This window comes from Conservatibacter flavescens (assembly GCF_002795425.1).
GTDB lineage: Bacteria > Pseudomonadota > Gammaproteobacteria > Enterobacterales > Pasteurellaceae > Conservatibacter > Conservatibacter flavescens.
Genome location: NZ_PHHA01000010.1, coordinates 46,876 through 64,679, shown reverse-complemented (window position 1 = coordinate 64,679; position 17,804 = coordinate 46,876). Strand labels below are relative to the sequence as shown.

General features: G+C 41.5%; 15 protein-coding genes. All 15 read left to right on the top strand.

What is annotated here, in order from left to right; genetic code table 11:
• Positions 1-220: 220 nt before the first annotated feature.
• The 15 genes from hemC to oadA all read left to right on the top strand — a co-directional run bounded on the left by hemC (position 221) and on the right by oadA (position 17,804).
• Positions 221-1,153: a hydroxymethylbilane synthase gene (gene hemC, locus CVP05_RS05895; protein WP_100288654.1), complete on the top strand. Its 933-nt coding sequence runs from the start codon at positions 221-223 to the stop codon at positions 1,151-1,153.
• Positions 1,154-1,165: 12 nt separating this feature from the next.
• Positions 1,166-1,915 (top strand): uroporphyrinogen-III synthase, encoded by a 750-nt coding sequence (locus CVP05_RS05890; RefSeq protein WP_100288649.1) that lies wholly within the window; start codon positions 1,166-1,168, stop codon positions 1,913-1,915.
• 27 nt (positions 1,916-1,942) lie between these two features.
• Positions 1,943-3,595: a uroporphyrinogen-III C-methyltransferase gene (locus CVP05_RS05885; protein WP_100288648.1), complete on the top strand. Its 1,653-nt coding sequence runs from the start codon at positions 1,943-1,945 to the stop codon at positions 3,593-3,595.
• Positions 3,596-3,610: 15 nt separating this feature from the next.
• Complete coding sequence (locus tag CVP05_RS05880) at positions 3,611-4,891, top strand: heme biosynthesis protein HemY (protein WP_100288647.1); 1,281 nt, start codon at positions 3,611-3,613, stop codon at positions 4,889-4,891.
• A 210-nt stretch (positions 4,892-5,101) separates the two neighbouring features.
• Complete coding sequence (gene pckA / locus CVP05_RS05875) at positions 5,102-6,712, top strand: phosphoenolpyruvate carboxykinase (ATP) (RefSeq protein ID WP_100288646.1); 1,611 nt, start codon at positions 5,102-5,104, stop codon at positions 6,710-6,712.
• Positions 6,713-6,908: 196 nt separating this feature from the next.
• Positions 6,909-7,730: a Cof-type HAD-IIB family hydrolase gene (locus tag CVP05_RS05870; protein ID WP_100288653.1), complete on the top strand. Its 822-nt coding sequence runs from the start codon at positions 6,909-6,911 to the stop codon at positions 7,728-7,730.
• A 44-nt stretch (positions 7,731-7,774) separates the two neighbouring features.
• On the top strand, positions 7,775-8,704 hold the full coding sequence (gene rfaD, locus CVP05_RS05865; protein ID WP_100288645.1) for an ADP-glyceromanno-heptose 6-epimerase: 930 nt from the start codon (positions 7,775-7,777) through the stop codon (positions 8,702-8,704).
• Between the two features lie 80 nt (positions 8,705-8,784).
• Entirely contained in the window at positions 8,785-9,828 is a 1,044-nt protein-coding gene (waaF, locus tag CVP05_RS05860; RefSeq protein ID WP_100288644.1) for a lipopolysaccharide heptosyltransferase II, read from the top strand.
• Complete coding sequence (rfaC, locus tag CVP05_RS05855) at positions 9,825-10,778, top strand: lipopolysaccharide heptosyltransferase RfaC (RefSeq protein WP_100288643.1); 954 nt, start codon at positions 9,825-9,827, stop codon at positions 10,776-10,778. The genes waaF and rfaC overlap by 4 nt, the downstream gene beginning before the upstream one ends.
• A 308-nt stretch (positions 10,779-11,086) precedes the next feature.
• Positions 11,087-12,739: an acetolactate synthase 2 catalytic subunit gene (gene ilvG / locus CVP05_RS05850; RefSeq protein ID WP_100288642.1), complete on the top strand. Its 1,653-nt coding sequence runs from the start codon at positions 11,087-11,089 to the stop codon at positions 12,737-12,739.
• Positions 12,740-12,823: 84 nt separating this feature from the next.
• A complete protein-coding gene (ilvM, locus tag CVP05_RS05845) occupies positions 12,824-13,045 on the top strand; it encodes an acetolactate synthase 2 small subunit (RefSeq protein ID WP_100288641.1) in 222 nt (73 codons plus the stop codon).
• Between the two features lie 6 nt (positions 13,046-13,051).
• On the top strand, positions 13,052-13,639 hold the full coding sequence (locus CVP05_RS05840; RefSeq protein WP_100288640.1) for a phosphatase domain-containing putative toxin: 588 nt from the start codon (positions 13,052-13,054) through the stop codon (positions 13,637-13,639).
• Between the two features lie 69 nt (positions 13,640-13,708).
• A complete protein-coding gene (gene ilvD, locus CVP05_RS05835; protein WP_100288639.1) occupies positions 13,709-15,559 on the top strand; it encodes a dihydroxy-acid dehydratase in 1,851 nt (616 codons plus the stop codon).
• A gap of 148 nt (positions 15,560-15,707) precedes the next feature.
• Entirely contained in the window at positions 15,708-15,971 is a 264-nt protein-coding gene (locus CVP05_RS05830; protein WP_100288638.1) for an oxaloacetate decarboxylase subunit gamma, read from the top strand.
• A gap of 18 nt (positions 15,972-15,989) precedes the next feature.
• Complete coding sequence (gene oadA, locus CVP05_RS05825; RefSeq protein WP_100288637.1) at positions 15,990-17,804, top strand: sodium-extruding oxaloacetate decarboxylase subunit alpha; 1,815 nt, start codon at positions 15,990-15,992, stop codon at positions 17,802-17,804.

Sequence of the window (17,804 nt, the reverse complement as noted above, 5' to 3'; positions counted from 1 at the left end):
TATCTTGTTTAATAAGATGAGATGGAAGGGTATCGGAAGATACCCTTTTTTTGTATGTTTTTATCATGCTCGTAAACAAAACATCATATTGTTTTATCTAATTCTTTTTAAATATAGTATTGTTAATGAGATAATATGCTTAATTTCAATAAGAAACCTGACTTTTTTTTGCAACAGTGATAGGATATAAACAAAGCTATAGATTTACCATATTATAATGATGATAGAAAACAACCTGCTGCGCATTGCCACACGTCAGAGCCCATTGGCCTTGTGGCAAGCGAACTATGTTAAAGACCGTCTTACTGCATTTTACCCTAATTTGCGGGTAGAACTTGTTCCTATGGTCACAAAAGGTGATGTGATTTTGGATTCGCCTTTGGCGAAAATTGGAGGTAAGGGGCTATTTGTAAAAGAGTTAGAAGCCGCTTTACTTGAGGGACGTGCAGATATTGCAGTTCATTCTATGAAAGATGTGCCTATGGCATTTCCTGAGGGGTTAGGCCTAAGTGTGATTTGTGAGCGTGAAGATCCTCGTGATGCTTTTGTGTCAAATATTTACCGTAGCTTAGATGATCTACCGCTAGGTGCAAAAGTGGGAACCTCCAGTTTACGCCGCCAATGCCAACTAAAATCCCTACGGCCTGATTTACACATTGAATCTTTGCGCGGTAATGTCGGAACGCGTTTAAGTAAACTAGATAATGGTGATTATGATGCCATTATTTTAGCTGCAGCGGGGCTTATTCGTTTGGGTTTAGCAGAGCGTATTACTTCTTTTATTGAAACATCAATTTCGTTGCCAGCGGCGGGTCAAGGTGCAGTTGGTATCGAATGTCGTTTAGATGATCAGGTAACACAAGAATTGCTCGCTCCGCTTGCTGATCAATATACGACATATTGTGTGTTGGCAGAACGTGCGATGAATAGTTATTTACAAGGTGGTTGCCAAGTGCCTATTGGGGGCTATGCAGTTTTTGAGGGAGGGGAACTCTATTTACGAGCATTAGTTGGCTCCATAGATGGTACACGTATTGTGCGCGCAGAAGGTAAAAGTGCGGTCGAAAATGCCGAAGATTTGGGCATCTCAGTGGCTAAGCAATTATTAGCGCAAGGGGCTGGTTCGTTGCTGTCGGCGTTAACACAAGCATAATAGGAGTTTTCTATGGCCGTATTAGTTGCGCGTCCAGGTGAACAAGGTGTTAATTTAACAGAAAGATTGAATAAAGTTGGTGTGGCGGCATTACATTTGCCTTTTTTTCGCATTGAGTCGGGTACGGAATTAAACTTGCTGTCGCAAAAGTTGTGTCAGTTAAAAGCAGGGGATTATGTTGTAGCGGTGTCTCGTCATGCGATTGAATTTGCTCATCAAACGTTAACCGCAACCGGCTTTCATTGGCGCAATGATTTGTGTTATTTTGCTGTTGGGCAGAGAACAGCAGAGCATTTTTCTGCTTTGTCGGAACAAAGTGTAAGCTACCCTTATGATAAAGAAACCAGTGAGGGACTGTTAGCATTGCCCAGCATGTCATACAATGCGTTACAAGATAAGCGAGTATTGCTATTAAGGGGGAATGGAGGACGTGAGTTGTTCTCTACTGAAGTCCGACAGCGAGGTGCTCAGCTTGATATTATAGAATGTTATCAACGTCAACCGATTGAGTATGATAATGTGGAACAAACGAGTATGTGTATTCGAGCGGGTATTAGCCAAATTGTGATTACAAGTGGTGAAATGTTGACATACCTTATGGATTTTGTGCCAAAAAGCGAACATAATTGGTTGAAAAGTTGCCGATTGATTACCGTAAGTGAACGTATTGCCAATATGGCACGAGTGGCTGGGTGGGATAATGTGATTGTAGCGAAGCGTGTAGATAATGCGACACTCTTTGATGCAGTGCTGGCCAGTTAATCATTTAATCATTAAGTGAGAATCAAAATGACAAGAAATAGAAAATCTTTTGAGAATCGAAATAAACCTGCTGTTCAATCGAATGAAACTTCCGTTGATGAGTCAAAATCAACGCCAGCTAATGCTGAACAGTCAACAAACCAAACCGAAGCTAAGCAGGGAGTAAAAACAGATATGGAAAGTGAAAAAAAGCCTACAACAAATGATCGGGCTTCGACATCTAACGAAAAAAAAGTGGAAGCCTCTTCTAAAATGGCTAAGACGGAAAAACAAAAAACTGAGCAAACAACGTCTGGAGAAAAGGTGAATAAGTCAGCAGCACAAAATAACACCGTTGTGCAGAAAAAAAGTGGTGCAGGATTAGCGATTTTAGCTATCCTTATTGCGCTTGGTGTTGGGGGCGCAGGTTATTATTTTGGCCAGCAACAACTGACTTCAATTCAGCAGAAATTGACCGCACTTGAGAGTAAACCAGCTAGCACTGATAAGGGCGAGACGGTAGAAATACCAAGTTTTGAGAAAGAGCGCGCGGAGTTGGGTAAATTAACAACGGATTATCAGGGCCTCGAAGATAAACTTGCTAAGTTAGAAAGTGCATTTGAAGCCAAGCAAACAGAAGTGAAGACTTTGCAGGATAAAGTGACAACATTGAGCAATAATTTGAAAACGGAGCCTAATGATTGGATTTTATCTGAAGCGGATTTTCTATTAAGCAACGCATTGCGTAAATTGGTATTAGATAATGATGTTGATACCAGTATTGAATTATTGAAAGTAGTGGCAGAAAGCTTAGAACAAGTATCTGATCCACGCGTTTTTGAAGTTCGTGCAGCCTTAAATAACGATCTAAAACAATTATTATCAGTGAATAATGTTGATCAAAATGCGATTATGCAACGTCTTTCGCAACTTGCGAATACGATTGATGAGTTAAATGTGTTGAATGTGAATTTTGGTGAGAGCGCTCAAGCTAATGATCAATTATCAGATTCTGTGGCAGATTGGGAAAATAATTTAAAGAAAAGTGCGAGTTCATTCTTGAATCATTTTATCCGTGTGACACCGAAAGGCTCGCAGGAAAAAGTATTGCTAGCACCAAATCAAGATGTATATTTACGCGAAAATATCCGTTTACGTCTACAAATCGCAATTTTAGCTGTACCTAGACAGCAAAATGAACTTTATAAACAGTCATTAGAAGCGGTATCTTCTTGGGTAAGAAGCTATTTTGATACTTCTACTCCAGTGGCAGAGAATTTCTTAAAAGAGATTGATGAGTTATCTGATGTCTCAATTTATGTGGATGTGCCACATAAACTAAGTAGTTTGACTTTGCTTGATGAATTGCTAAATCGACAAGGGCATGAGGTTAAACCTATTTCTATCGAAGCAGACAAAGCGTTAAAAGAAGACAGTGCAGAAGCTACCCCAAAAAGTAGTGCTGAACCTGAAAAAAATGCGCCTCAAGACGGAAATGTTAGCCAAGATACACAGCCAGTAGAACAAAAGCCAGCTGAAACAACTACCGCATCAGATGAAACGCAAGCATCAGATTCAAAAGAGGCCTCTCCAGAGGTTGAGCCAATGAACCAACCTAATGAGCAACTCTCTATCGAGTCTGAGCCAGAGCCTGATACATCATCGGATACTGTTGAGACTGAGTCAACAGAACAACAATAGTAGGAGAAATAAATTATGTTAAGAGTACTATTTCTAATGCTAGTGTTACTCGCGGGGTTAATTGCGGGGCCTTATTTAGCCGGTAAACAAGGTTATGTTCTGATTGAAACCGCTAGCTATAGTATTGAAATGAGTTTAACGACCTTAGTCATTTTCTTTGTGATTGCGCTGGGGGTTATTTATTTGATTGAATGGGTTGTCACCCGTTTCTTACGTCTAAGTAGTAATACTTATAGTTGGTTTGCTCGTAGAAAACGTAAAAAAGCGCAAAAACAAACTCTAGAAGGGTTAATGCGCATGGATGCGGGTGATTATTCTAAAGCTGAGAAATTAATTGGCAAAAATGCGAAGCATTCTGAAGAGCCTATTTTGAATTTCATTAAAGCAGCTGAAGCAGCACAACAGCGTGGTGATGAGTTCTCCGCCAATAAATATCTTATTGAGGCAACGGAATTAGCGGGCTCGGATAACCTTGCCTTAGAAATTGCTAGAACCCGTATTATGATGCAACAGAATAAATTGCCGGCAGCGCGCAGTTCTGTAGATAGTTTACTGGTAATGGCACCGCGCAACCCGGAAGTGTTAAAATTAGCGACTGAGATTTATTTACAATCCAAAGCCTATCAGTCCCTTGATGATTTACTGGATAAAATTGAGCGTAGCGATTTATATTCCGGCGAGGCATTTACTACCCTTGAGCACCAAGTGGTAGATGGATTGCTTGATGAGAAGATGAATGAAGAAGGTCAAGATGGCTTGTTAGACTGGTGGCATAACCAATCTCGCCAACGTCGACATAATTTGTATGTCAAAATTGGCTTAATTCGTCGTTTAATTGATTGTAATGATCATGAGTCAGCCTATGAATTGACCCTTGAAGCTGTGAAGAAAGTACAAGATGGCAGCGACGAGGCGAGAGAATTATTTGCACAGATTACGCGTTTGCAGCCTATGGACAGTAGTAAATTAATTAAGCTATTAGAAAAACGCATTCATAATATGTCTCAAGACAAACCAAAATGCGAGATTCATCGTGCATTAGGGTATTTGTATGCACGTAATGCCGAATTCGAGAAAGCAAGTGAGGTCTTTAAACAAGTCATTGCGGTGACTCACTGTGCAAACGAAAATGATGCAACGATGGCCGCTTATGTATTTGAACAGGTTAATGACATGGCAGCTGTTCAACAAGTGCGTGAACAAAGTTTAAAAAATGCGATGGACACACAGACCATTAAGACTGCGGACACCGCAGAAAATTCAGAAAAAACGACCGCACTTTTGCCACAAAAATAATGAATAATGGGGTTGAATGAATCAACCCCATTGCTATTTCAAATCCTTTTATTGAGAAAACTTTGATCTTTATCACGATCTTGTCGATATTTCCCTACTTTTTTTAATTAATTCCTTATTTAGTGATCTATATAACATTTTTTAGGTAGTAATTCTCATAAAATAACCCTATAAAATTCTTAACTTTAAAATTTAACAAAGGGGTAATTTATGACAGACCAAATCATTAAAGAACTAGGCGAGCTTGGTATTTATGATGTAAAAGAAGTGGTACGTAATCCAAGTTATGAATCCTTATTTGAAGAAGAAACTAAACCCGGTTTAGAAGGTTATGAAAAAGGTCGCGTAACAAATCAAGGGGCGGTTGCGGTAGATACTGGGATTTTCACCGGCCGTTCACCAAAAGATAAATATATTGTATTAGATAAGAAAACCGAAAATACCGTTTGGTGGACAAGTGATAAAGTAAAAAATGATAATAAGCCCATGAATCAAGAAACATGGCAAAGTTTGAAATCACTCGTGGCCAATCAATTATCAGGCAAGCGCTTATTTGTGATTGATGCATTTTGTGGGGCAAATGAGAATACACGTTTGAGTGTGCGTATTGTGACAGAAGTCGCATGGCAAGCCCATTTTGTGAAAAATATGTTTATTCGACCTAGCGAAGAAGAATTGAAAAACTTCAAACCGGATTTTGTGGTATTAAATGGGTCTAAAGTGACCAATCCGAATTGGAAAGAGCAGGGTTTAAATAGTGAAAACTTTGTCGCCTTTAACGTGACTGAAGGGGTGCAATTAATTGGCGGAACTTGGTACGGTGGTGAAATGAAAAAAGGCATGTTCTCTATGATGAACTATTTCCTACCACTACAAGGCATTGCTTCAATGCATTGTTCCGCGAATGTGGGTGAAGATGGGGACGTTGCCATATTCTTTGGTTTATCTGGTACTGGAAAAACCACGCTTTCTACTGATCCGAAACGTAAATTGATTGGTGATGATGAACATGGTTGGGACGATGAGGGGGTCTTCAATTATGAGGGCGGCTGCTATGCGAAAACCATCAATCTTTCACCTGAAAATGAACCCGATATTTATGGCGCAATTAAACGTGATGCGTTGTTAGAGAATGTTGTGGTATTAGAGAATGGTGATGTAGATTATGCTGATGGTTCAAAAACAGAAAATACACGTGTCAGTTACCCAATTTATCACATTGAGAATATCGTTGAGCCAGTATCAAAAGCAGGCCATGCAACAAAAGTGATTTTCTTAACTGCCGATGCATTTGGGGTATTGCCTCCAGTATCTAAGCTGACACCAGAGCAAACTAAATATTATTTCTTATCTGGTTTCACGGCAAAATTAGCGGGTACTGAGCGTGGAATTACTGAACCAACACCGACATTCTCAGCGTGTTTTGGAGCAGCATTTTTAAGCTTACATCCGACACAGTATGCAGAAGTGCTAGTGAAGCGTATGCAGGCTTCTGGGGCGCAAGCGTATTTGGTGAACACCGGTTGGAATGGAACTGGCAAACGGATTTCTATCAAAGATACGCGCGGTATTATTGATGCTATTCTTGATGGCTCTATTGAGAAAACAGAAATGGGATCATTGCCAATTTTTGATTTAGCCGTGCCAAAAGCATTACCAGGTGTTGATTCCGCTATTTTAGATCCGCGTGATACTTATGGGGATAAAGCACAATGGCAAGCTAAAGCAGAAGATCTTGCGGGACGATTTGTGAAAAACTTTGAAAAATATACAGGAACAGAGGAAGGAAAAGCGCTAGTCGCGGCTGGTCCAAAAATCTGATTAACTCGCTTATAAACCTTAAATCCCGGAACGCAGGTTTCGGGATTTTTCTTTATAGTCATCAAGTTAGTGTTTATCACGCCTTTTCTCAATGATGTGTTTTGGAGAAAGATAAGCCGTGATGCCCATGTAAAATAGCTAGTGACAATGGATAGGATTTGCTATGATGGATACTCCAATTGATGAAGGAATTGTTATGCAAAATCTACCTTTTCGTGCCATTGTTTCTGATCTTGATGGCACATTATTAAATGCTAATCATGTGATTGGTGAATTTACCATTGATACCCTTGCTAAGCTTGCACAAAAAAATGTAGATATTATTTTAGCCACAGGGCGGAACCACACGGATGTCATGTCAATTTTAGATAAGATTAATGTGAAAAATGCCGCCATGATTACCTCCAATGGCGCGAGAATTCATGATTTACAAGGCAGTTTACTTTATAGCAATAATTTAGAGGAAAAATTGGCATTTGAAATCATGAATATGCCTTTTGATGCGACACGGGTTTGTGTCAACAGTTATCAAGACGAGGGTTGGTTTATTAATATTGATATACCGGCCTTGCGCAAATATCATCAGGACTCTGGGTTTATGTATGATGTGGTCGATTTTCGTCATCATCATGGACGTGGTACAGAAAAAGTCTTTTTTATTGGAAAGACAGCGGAAGATTTAATTGAATTAGAACAAGCGCTTAAGACACGCTTTGGAGAGCAGACCGCGATTACTTTTTCTACGCCTAATTGTTTGGAAGTGATGAATAAAAATGTGTCAAAAGGTACCGCACTTACACATCTATTAGCGAGTCGAGATTATACGCCCCAAGATTGCATTGCATTTGGTGATGGAATGAATGATGTAGAAATGTTGCAGGAAGTGGGGAAAGGCTGTGTGATGTTCAATGCAGATCCGCGTTTAAAACAAGCTTGCCCAACCCTTGAACAAATCGGCCTCAATAAAGATGAAGCGGTGGCGAGTTATATTCGTGCGATTTTTGGAATTTATCAGTAAAATCTATTACAATAGCGCTAATTTAACAGACAGAGGATAACACGATGATTATTGTAACAGGCGGTGCAGGGTTTATCGGGAGTAATATTGTAAAAGCGCTCAATGAAATGGGTCGCAAAGATATTTTAGTGGTAGATAATTTAAAAGATGGCACAAAATTCATTAATTTAGTGGATTTGGATATTGCGGATTATTGCGACAAAGAAGATTTTATTGCTTCCATCATTGCGGGTGATGATTTTGGCGATATTGATGCGGTGTTCCATGAGGGCGCTTGTTCCGCTACGACGGAATGGGACGGCAAATACATTATGCAAAATAACTATGAATATTCCAAAGAGTTATTGCATTATTGCCTTGATCGCCAAATTCCATTTTTCTACGCCTCCAGCGCCGCGACCTATGGAGATAAAACCGATTTTATCGAAGGGCGTCAATATGAAGGTCCATTGAATGTATATGGCTACTCCAAATTCTTATTTGATGAATATGTGCGGGCTTTATTACCGGAAGCGCAATCACCGGTGTGTGGCTTTAAATATTTCAATGTATACGGCCCGCGTGAACAACACAAAGGTTCAATGGCGAGCGTGGCGTTTCATTTAAATAATCAGATTTTAAAAGGTGAAAATCCGAAACTATTTGCCGGCAGCGAACATTTTCTGCGTGATTTTGTTTATGTGGGCGATGTGGCTCAAGTCAACCTCTGGGCATGGAAAAACGGCGTATCGGGCATTTATAATTTAGGTACAGGCAAAGCGGAATCTTTTGAGGAAGTGGCAAAAGCCGTGATTAAACATCATGGCAAAGGTCATATTGAAACTATTCCGTTCCCAGAACATTTGAAATCACGTTATCAGGAATACACTCAAGCCAACCTCACTAACTTGCGTAATGCAGGTTATGATAAACCGTTTAAAACCGTTGCCGAAGGCGTGGCGGAATATATGGCGTGGTTAAATAAATCAATTTAGGGTGATAAAGTGCGGTAGAAATTTTTTGATTTTTGACCGCACTTCTTTTTTATCTTTCAACCAACATAGCAAATAAAAATATGAATATCCTCATAATCGGTCCATCTTGGGTCGGCGATATGATGATGTCGCACAGTTTATATCAAACCCTAAAAGAGCAATATCCGAATTGTCACATCGACGTGCTCGCACCGAATTGGTGCAAACCGTTATTAGCGCGAATGCCGGAAGTGCGTAATGCGCTGACCATGCCAATCGGACACGGTGCATTTAATCTCACCGAACGTTATCGTATCGGGAAATCACTGCGTAATCAGTATGATATGGCGATTGTGTTGCCAAACTCGCTGAAATCGGCGTTTATTCCGCTGTTTGCCAAGATTCCTCTGCGACGGGGCTGGAAAGGTGAAAGCCGTTATTTTTTTCTGAACGACTTGCGCAATAATAAAAAAGATTATCCCATGATGGTGCAGCGGTATGTGGCTCTCGGTTATGAAAAAGCGGCGATTCCGACGGCGGAAAAACTGGCGATCCCAACCCCTTATCTACAGGTGGAACAAAGTGCGGTGGAAAAAACCAAAGAAAAATTCACCGCACTTTTTGCCCCTATTGAAAACCGTCCGGCGATTGGTTTTTGTCCCGGTGCGGAATTTGGACCGGCAAAACGCTGGCCTCATTATCATTATGCAAAATTAGCAGCTATGTTGATTGAGGCGGGCTATGGGATTTATTTATTGGGTTCACAAAAAGACCAAGAGGCAGGCGAACAAATCCGAACAACATTAGATAACAGCCAACAAGTTTATTGTTTGAATTTATGCGGCAAGACCAACTTGAACGAAGCCGTTGATCTGATAGCCGACTGTGTGGGAGTGGTGAGTAATGACAGCGGTTTAATGCATATTGCCGCCGCTTTAAATAAGCCGCTGATCGCCTGTTATGGTCCAACTAGCCCGCAATATACGCCGCCGCTGTCCGATAAAGCTGTGGTATTACGCACTATTGAGGGCGGTTTAATCAAAATTCGTAAAGGTGAAGCGGACGGTGGCTATCACCAAAGTTTGATTGACCTTGCGCCGGAAAAAGTGTTTGCAAAACTGACCGCACTTTTGGAAAATCTATGAAAGTTTGTTTGATAAAAACGTCATCAATGGGGGATATTCTACACAGTTTTCCTGCATTAACGGACGCGCTACACGCCATTCCGGATTTGCAGGTAGATTGGGTGGTGGAGGAAAATTTTACTGAAATTCCCCGTTGGCATGAGGCAGTCAATCGCGTTATCCCTATCGCTTTACGCCGTTGGCGAAAATCGCCGTTTTCCGCTCAAACCCGAAAAGAATGGAAAACCTACCGCACTTTACTTCAAACACAGCAATATGATGCCGTAATTGATGCGCAAGGGTTAATCAAAAGCGCGTTATTCGCTACGCGTTTGGCGAAAGGTATCACACACGGTTATGATCGCCACTCCATTCGTGAACCCCTTGCCAGTTTGTTTTATGATAAACAATATGCCATTAGTTATCAGCAACATGCCGTTGAACGAATTCGCCAACTATTTGTGAGCGCATTGGGTTATGAAGTGCCGTCTATACAAGGCGACTATGGGATTAGTAAACATTTCAATAGGGAAAAAAGTGCGGTGGATTTTGTCTTATTTTTTCACGGCACAACCCGAGCGGATAAATTCTGGCTTGATGAAAATTGGCGAAAATTAGCGGAAAAATTGACCGCACTTGGTGTTGAAGTGCGTTTGCCTTGGAGTAATGAAAGTGAATTAACACGTGCAGAATTGATTGCACAAGGGCTAACACAGGTTAAGATTTTACCGAAATCGACTTTGACGGAGCTGGCTTATTATATTGGGCAAGCGAAAGCGGTGGTGTCTGTTGATACGGGGTTGGCGCATTTAACCGCAGCATTGGACAAGCCTAACATTACGTTATATGGCGCAACGGATCCAAAATTAATCGGGACATACGGTAAACACCAGCATTATATTCAAGGTGGTGAGATGTCGGCGATTTCCGTAGAGCAGGTATATCACCGTGTCGAGCAATGCTTGAGATAGCCAATTTAAGCCAAACGTTTGCGTATTTTTGCAAAGAAGAGAAAAAAGAGTTTGCATCGTGCTTAAAATATGGTATCTATATCTCTGCTTAATAAGCACACAACATACATACTTGACCAGCATTGGATATTGAATTATGACGGCATTCCGTTTAGTTATTGGCATTATTACGCACCTCGTAGTGATTATTATCACGGCGGGGCGAGCGGTTGCTAAGACGAAATATCAATAAAAGATTTTAGGTCGTAAACCCTCGCTGAATCAGTGAGGGTTTTTTTATCCCATAAGAATATAGAATAGGTAACAATATGAATGGTGCAAAATTAGTGATTGAGAGCCTTAAAGCTCACGGAGTAACCACCTTGTTTGGTTATCCTGGTGGCGCGATTATGCCGACTTATGATGCTCTGTATGATTCGGGTTTAGATCATCTATTAGTTCGCAATGAACAAGGGGCGGCCATTGCTGCGATTGGTTATGCGCGTGCGACAGGAAAAGTGGGCGTTTGTATTGCTACTTCTGGGCCTGGTGCAACCAACTTGGTCACTGGATTAGGTGATGCCGCCTTAGATTCCATTCCTATTGTGGCGATTACAGGGCAGGTGGCTTCTCATTTAATTGGCACCGATGCTTTCCAAGAATCTGACGTATTAGGTTTATCACTGGCTTGTACAAAGCATAGTTTTATTGTTCAAAATGTTGAAGAGTTGCCAGAAGTGATGGCACAAGCCTTCCAAATTGCACAAAGTGGGCGACCAGGGCCGGTATTGATTGATATTCCACGAGATGTGCAAATTGCGGAAACTTCTGCTAAACCTCTTGTTTATCCAAAAGACCAGCCGGAAGCTCAAGAACCGCAAAAACTTGAGGCAGCAAAACGTCTTCTTGCTCAGGCCAAACGCCCGATACTTTATGTTGGTGGTGGAGTAAATATGGCTGGTGGCACACAAGCGGTCAGAGATTTCTTAAGGCTTACGCAAATGCCTTCAGTGTCGACTTTAAAAGGGCTTGGCACCATTGAAGCGGGCACCCCTTATTATATGGGAATGCTTGGCATGCATGGTACTAAAGCTGCGAATTTTGCAGTGCAGGAATGTGATTTACTGATTGCTTGTGGAGCGCGCTTTGATGATCGTGTAACCGGTAAACTGGATACTTTCGCCCCTAATGCACAGGTAATCCATATTGATATTGATGCGGCTGAAATTAATAAATTACGTCAAGCCAATGTGCCATTAAAAGGCGGTTTGATTGAAGCGGTTAATGCACTTAGTCAGCCATTGAACATTCAAGAATGGCAAACCCGTGTGAAGCAATTAAAGCAAGAATACGATTTTTGTTATGTCGATAATCAAGGTGCCGGTCCAATTAATGCCAAAGCGTTGCTTAATACTTTATCAGAGCGTAAATCGAAAAATACCGTGATTACGACGGATGTGGGGCAGCATCAAATGTGGTCCGCTCAGCATATTGCGCATTATGCGCCTGAAAATTACATTACTTCTGCCGGTTTTGGCACAATGGGCTTTGGTTTACCTGCTGCTGTGGGGGTAGCAAAAGCTCGTCCAAATGATCCTGTGATTGTGATTACGGGTGATGGTTCAATTATGATGAATATTCAAGAGCTGGGTTCGGTTAAACGTGGGAAATTGCCAGTAAAAATTTTATTATTGGACAACCAGCGTTTAGGCATGGTGCGCCAATGGCAAGATTTGTTTTGGGAACAGCGCCGTAGTCAAACAATTTTAGATGATAATCCGGATTTTGTGACCCTTGCTAAAGCATTTGACATTCCAGCTGAACGTATCGAACGGGCAGAGGAAGTCGATGGCGCATTAAATCGTTTCTTAGAGAGCAAAACTGCTTATTTATTACATGTCTGTATTCCTGCAGAAGAAAGCGTTTGGCCACTCGTTCCGCCGGGCGCCTGTAATGCAGATATGCTTGAAGAGGAAGATTAATCCCAAAGTGCGGTCCGATTTGGCAAAAAAATTATCATGAGAGCAAAGCATCTCTGACTCTTTTACTGATTTTAGGATAAGAACATGACAGAATATCAATTACAACTTACCGCCCGATATCGCCCAGAAGTGTTGGAGCGTATTTTGCGAGTAGTACGCCATCGGGGGTTTACGGTGCTTGCATTAAATGGGAATAATCAAGGTGAAACCTTTACCTTAAATTTAACCGTACGTAGCGAAAGAGCATTAGATTTATTGAAAAATCAGCTACTAAAATTACCGGATGTCATTGAGTTAAGCGAGTAAAACCCTATGAAACTATTCACATTTCTCTTAATTACTTTGTTCGGTTTAAATGCTTGTAGCAATACGACTTCACCTACTACGCCGCAAAATACGGTGCATTGGTCGGAAGTTATTGACTATGAGGCAAATTTATATCGAATTGATGATAAACTATATCGTAGCGAACAGTTATTGCCAGACCATTATGCATTGCTAAAACAGAATGACATTAAGACGTTAATTAATTTACGTTTTTTTGATCGTAATGATGATAGACAAGCGTTTGGGCAATACCCTCTGACGTTGATCAATACTCCGCTATTAACTTGGCATATTACGCCAAAAGAAGTTGCTGAGGTACTTTGGCAAATTGAGCAACAACAGAAACAAGGTGCCGTATTGATCCATTGTTACCATGGCGCAGATCGCACCGGGCTAATTTCGGCAATGTATCGGGTAATTTATCAAGGGTGGAGCTTACCAAAAGCTAAGCTTGAAATGACACAAGGCCCTTATGGTTTCCATTCCATTTGGAAAAATATTGAAGGCTTTTTTACGGAAGAAAATGTTGCAGAAATCCAAGCTCACTTGGCTGAGCTAAGAGCAAAGCAGTAGAATGAATAGAAAATTGAAGAAATAGATATTTGATTTTAAATTTAAACATAACACTGGAGAAAGATTACAATGCCAAAACTACGTTCAGCGACCAGCACACAAGGTCGTAATATGGCAGGGGCGCGCGCATTATGGCGTGCGACAGGAATGAAAGAAAATGATTTCGGTAAGCCGATTATTGCAGTGGTAAACTCTTTTACCCAATTTGTACCGGGACATGTTCATTTAAAAGATATGGGACAACTGGTTGCAAAAGAGATTGAAGCAACAGGTTTAGCCGTTGCAAAAGAATTTAATACTATCGCGGTGGACGATGGGATTGCCATGGGACACGGCGGTATGCTTTATTCCTTACCAAGCCGTGATTTAATTGCCGATAGTGTGGAATATATGGTTAATGCTCACTGTGCAGATGCGATGGTGTGTATTTCTAACTGCGACAAAATCACTCCGGGAATGTTAATGGCAGCAATGCGTTTAAATATCCCAACTATCTTTGTGTCAGGCGGCCCGATGGAGGCTGGTAAAGCGAAACTCTCTAGCAATTTAATTGATGTTCGTCGCTTAGATTTAGTGGATGCCATGATCGATGCGGCTGACGCGAGTGTCAGTGATGAAGACATTGATATTATCGAAAAATCAGCTTGCCCAACCTGCGGTTCTTGTTCAGGTATGTTTACCGCAAACTCAATGAACTGTTTAACCGAAGCCTTAGGCTTAAGTTTACCGGGCAATGGTTCAATGTTAGCAACTCATGCAGATCGTAAAGAATTATTTTTAAAAGCTGGTCGTCAAATTGTTGAAATTACTAAACGTTTCTATGAGCAAGATGATTACTCCGTGCTGCCTCGCTCAATTGCTTCTTTTGAGGCATTTGAAAACGCGATGAGCCTGGATATTGCGATGGGTGGTTCATCTAATACGGTATTACACTTATTAGCCACCGCACAAGAAGCGGAAGTGAATTTCACAATGAACGATATTGATCGTCTATCTCGCATTGTGCCATGCTTGAGCAAAGTTGCCCCAAATACCAATAAATATCATATGGAAGATGTTCACCGTGCAGGCGGGATTATGGGCATTTTAGGCGAGCTAGATCGTGCTGGTTTATTGCATAATCACACACGAACAATTTTAGGTTTAAGCCTGAAAGAACAGCTCGATCAATACGATATTATGCGTAACCAAGATGCGGATCTACATAAATTCTTCCGTGCAGGGCCAGCAGGTATCCGCACTACTCAAGCTTTCTCACAAGATTGCCGTTGGGACACGGTGGATAATGATCGCCAAAATGGTTGTATTCGCTCGAAAGAACATGCATACAGCCAAGAGGGTGGCTTAGCGATGCTATCGGGTAATATCGCCTTAGATGGTTGTATTGTCAAAACAGCAGGGGTTGATGAGTCTATTTGGAAATTCACCGGCGAAGCCATTGTATTTGAAAGCCAAGAAGATGCGGTAGCGGGTATTTTAGGCGGTAAAGTGCGTGAAGGGCACGTTGTCGTTATCCGTTACGAAGGCCCGAAAGGTGGACCGGGTATGCAAGAAATGCTTTACCCAACCTCTTACCTAAAATCAATGGGATTAGGTAAAAAATGTGCTTTATTAACTGACGGACGTTTCTCAGGCGGGACATCTGGATTATCTATCGGACACGCCTCTCCAGAAGCCGCATCAGGTGGGGCAATTGGCTTAGTGCGTGATGGCGATATTATCGATATCGATATTCCAAATCGTTCCATTAACTTGAGAGTATCTGATGAAGAATTAGCGACACGCCGAGCAGAACAAGATAAAAAAGGCTGGCAACCAGCTAACCGCCAACGTGAAGTCTCTTTTGCTCTTAAAGTCTTTGGACATTTCGCGACATCAGCCGATAAAGGGGCGGTGAGAGATAAGACCAAGTTGCTATAAAAGGGATTGTACTGCACCTAAAAACGCGGTGTAAAACCACATAATTAGGTGCAGACTTTATAAAGACTTGTATTGATCTAAAGCAATATTCTAATATCTAATTTACTTTAAACTATTATTATTCTACCTATAATGGAGTATTCGTTTTATGACAGAGGCACAACTATTACAGGAAGGATTAAATCTTATGTTAGCAGGCATGGGATTTGTCTTAGTTTTCTTAGGCATCTTAATTTATGCAATTGGTTTCATTTCTAAAGTAATTGAACGATTTTTTCCAACACCAACGCCCGTTCAAACTGCTTCTCAACCCGCTTCCCTAGCACTTTCTCAAGTCGACGATATAGAACGTTTACGTCCAGTAATTGTTGCTGCGGTTGCACATTATCGCCGTCAACAAGGCTTACAATAATGATCGAAGGAGATTTCAATGACAGTTTCTAATAAAAAAATTGCTATTACAGATGTGGTGTTACGTGATGCACACCAATCGTTATTTGCTACTCGTTTACGTTTAGAGGATATGTTGCCGATTGCGGCAGAGCTTGATGAAATCGGCTATTGGTCTTTGGAGGCGTGGGGCGGTGCAACTTTTGATGCTTGTATTCGTTTCTTAGGGGAAGATCCATGGGTACGCTTGCGTGAATTGAAAAAAGCGTGTCCAAAAACTCCATTGCAAATGTTGTTACGAGGACAAAATATTTTAGGCTATCGCCATTATGCAGATGATGTGGTGGATCGTTTTGTTGAACGCTCTGTTGCCAACGGTATGAGTGTATTTCGTGTGTTTGATGCCCTTAACGATCCGAGAAATATGCAACAGGCTTTAAAAGCGGTTCGTAAACAAGGCGGGCATGCACAAGGCGCATTAAGTTATACCACAAGCCCTGTACACACACTGGAAACGTGGTTGGAGATTACAGAACAATTATTAGAGATCGGTGTAGATTCTATTGTGATCAAAGACATGTCCGGTATTTTAACCCCAATGGCTGCAAGTGAATTAGTTGGCGCGATTAAAGGGCGTTATGGCGATGATGTTCGTCTACATTTGCACTGCCATTCAACAACAGGCATGGCTGAAATGGCGTTATTAAAAGCGATTGAAGCGGGTGTTGATGGGGTTGATACTGCAATATCGTCTATGAGCGGTACTTATGGGCATCCGGCCACTGAATCTATTGTCGCAACGCTACAAGGAACACCGTATGACAGTGGTTTAAACATTTCTCGCCTAGAGCGGATTGCGGGCTATTTCCGTGAGGTACGCAAAAAATATGCCAAATTTGAAGGGCAATTACGCGGAATTGATAGTCGAATTTTAGTGGCACAAGTACCAGGTGGAATGTTAACAAATCTTGAAAGCCAACTAAAACAACAAAATGCTTCTGATAAGCTGGATCAAGTGTTGCAAGAAATTCCGAAAGTACGTGAAGATTTAGGCTTTATTCCATTGGTTACACCAACGTCACAAATTGTGGGTACGCAAGCGGTGATGAATGTATTGATGGGAGAGCGTTATAAAACGATTGCTAAAGAAACCGCCGGGATCCTAAAAGGTGAATATGGTCGTACGCCTGCGCCAGTGAATGCTGAATTACAGGCGAAAGTACTGGATGGCGAGGAAGCAATCACCGATCGCCCGGCGGATCATCTTGCGCCTGAAATGGTGAAATTAGAAGAAGAAATCAAGCAGCAAGCCAAAGAAAAAGGCATCAAGTTGGCAGCAAATGCCATTGATGATGTATTAATTGTGGCCCTTTTCCCTCAAATCGGTTGGAAGTTTTTGGAAAATCGTGAAAATCCAGCGGCATTTGAGCCAGCCCCAAGTGTAGAGCAACTCAGTGCAACAGAGAAAAGCACAGCGCCTACCGCCCCTGTACAAGGCGCTGCGGTTTATACTGTGGAGCTAGAAGGTAAAGCTTTTGTGGTTAAAGTGAGTGAGGGAGGGGATGTCAGTGCGATTACGCCAGCCGCTAGTCAAACAACGTCCGCTTCTCCAGTAGCAGAAACAAAAACAGAGAGTTCAGCGGGTGTACCTGTTAATGCACCAATGTCAGGGAATATTTGGGACGTTAAAGTCAGTGAAGGGCAGCAAGTGGCGAAAGATCAAGTTTTACTGATTCTTGAAGCCATGAAAATGGAAACAGAAATTCGCGCAGCACAAGCGGGGACGGTTCAAGGTATTAAGATTAAAAAAGGCGATACTGTAACCGTAGGCGATTGTTTGATGAGCTTAGTATAG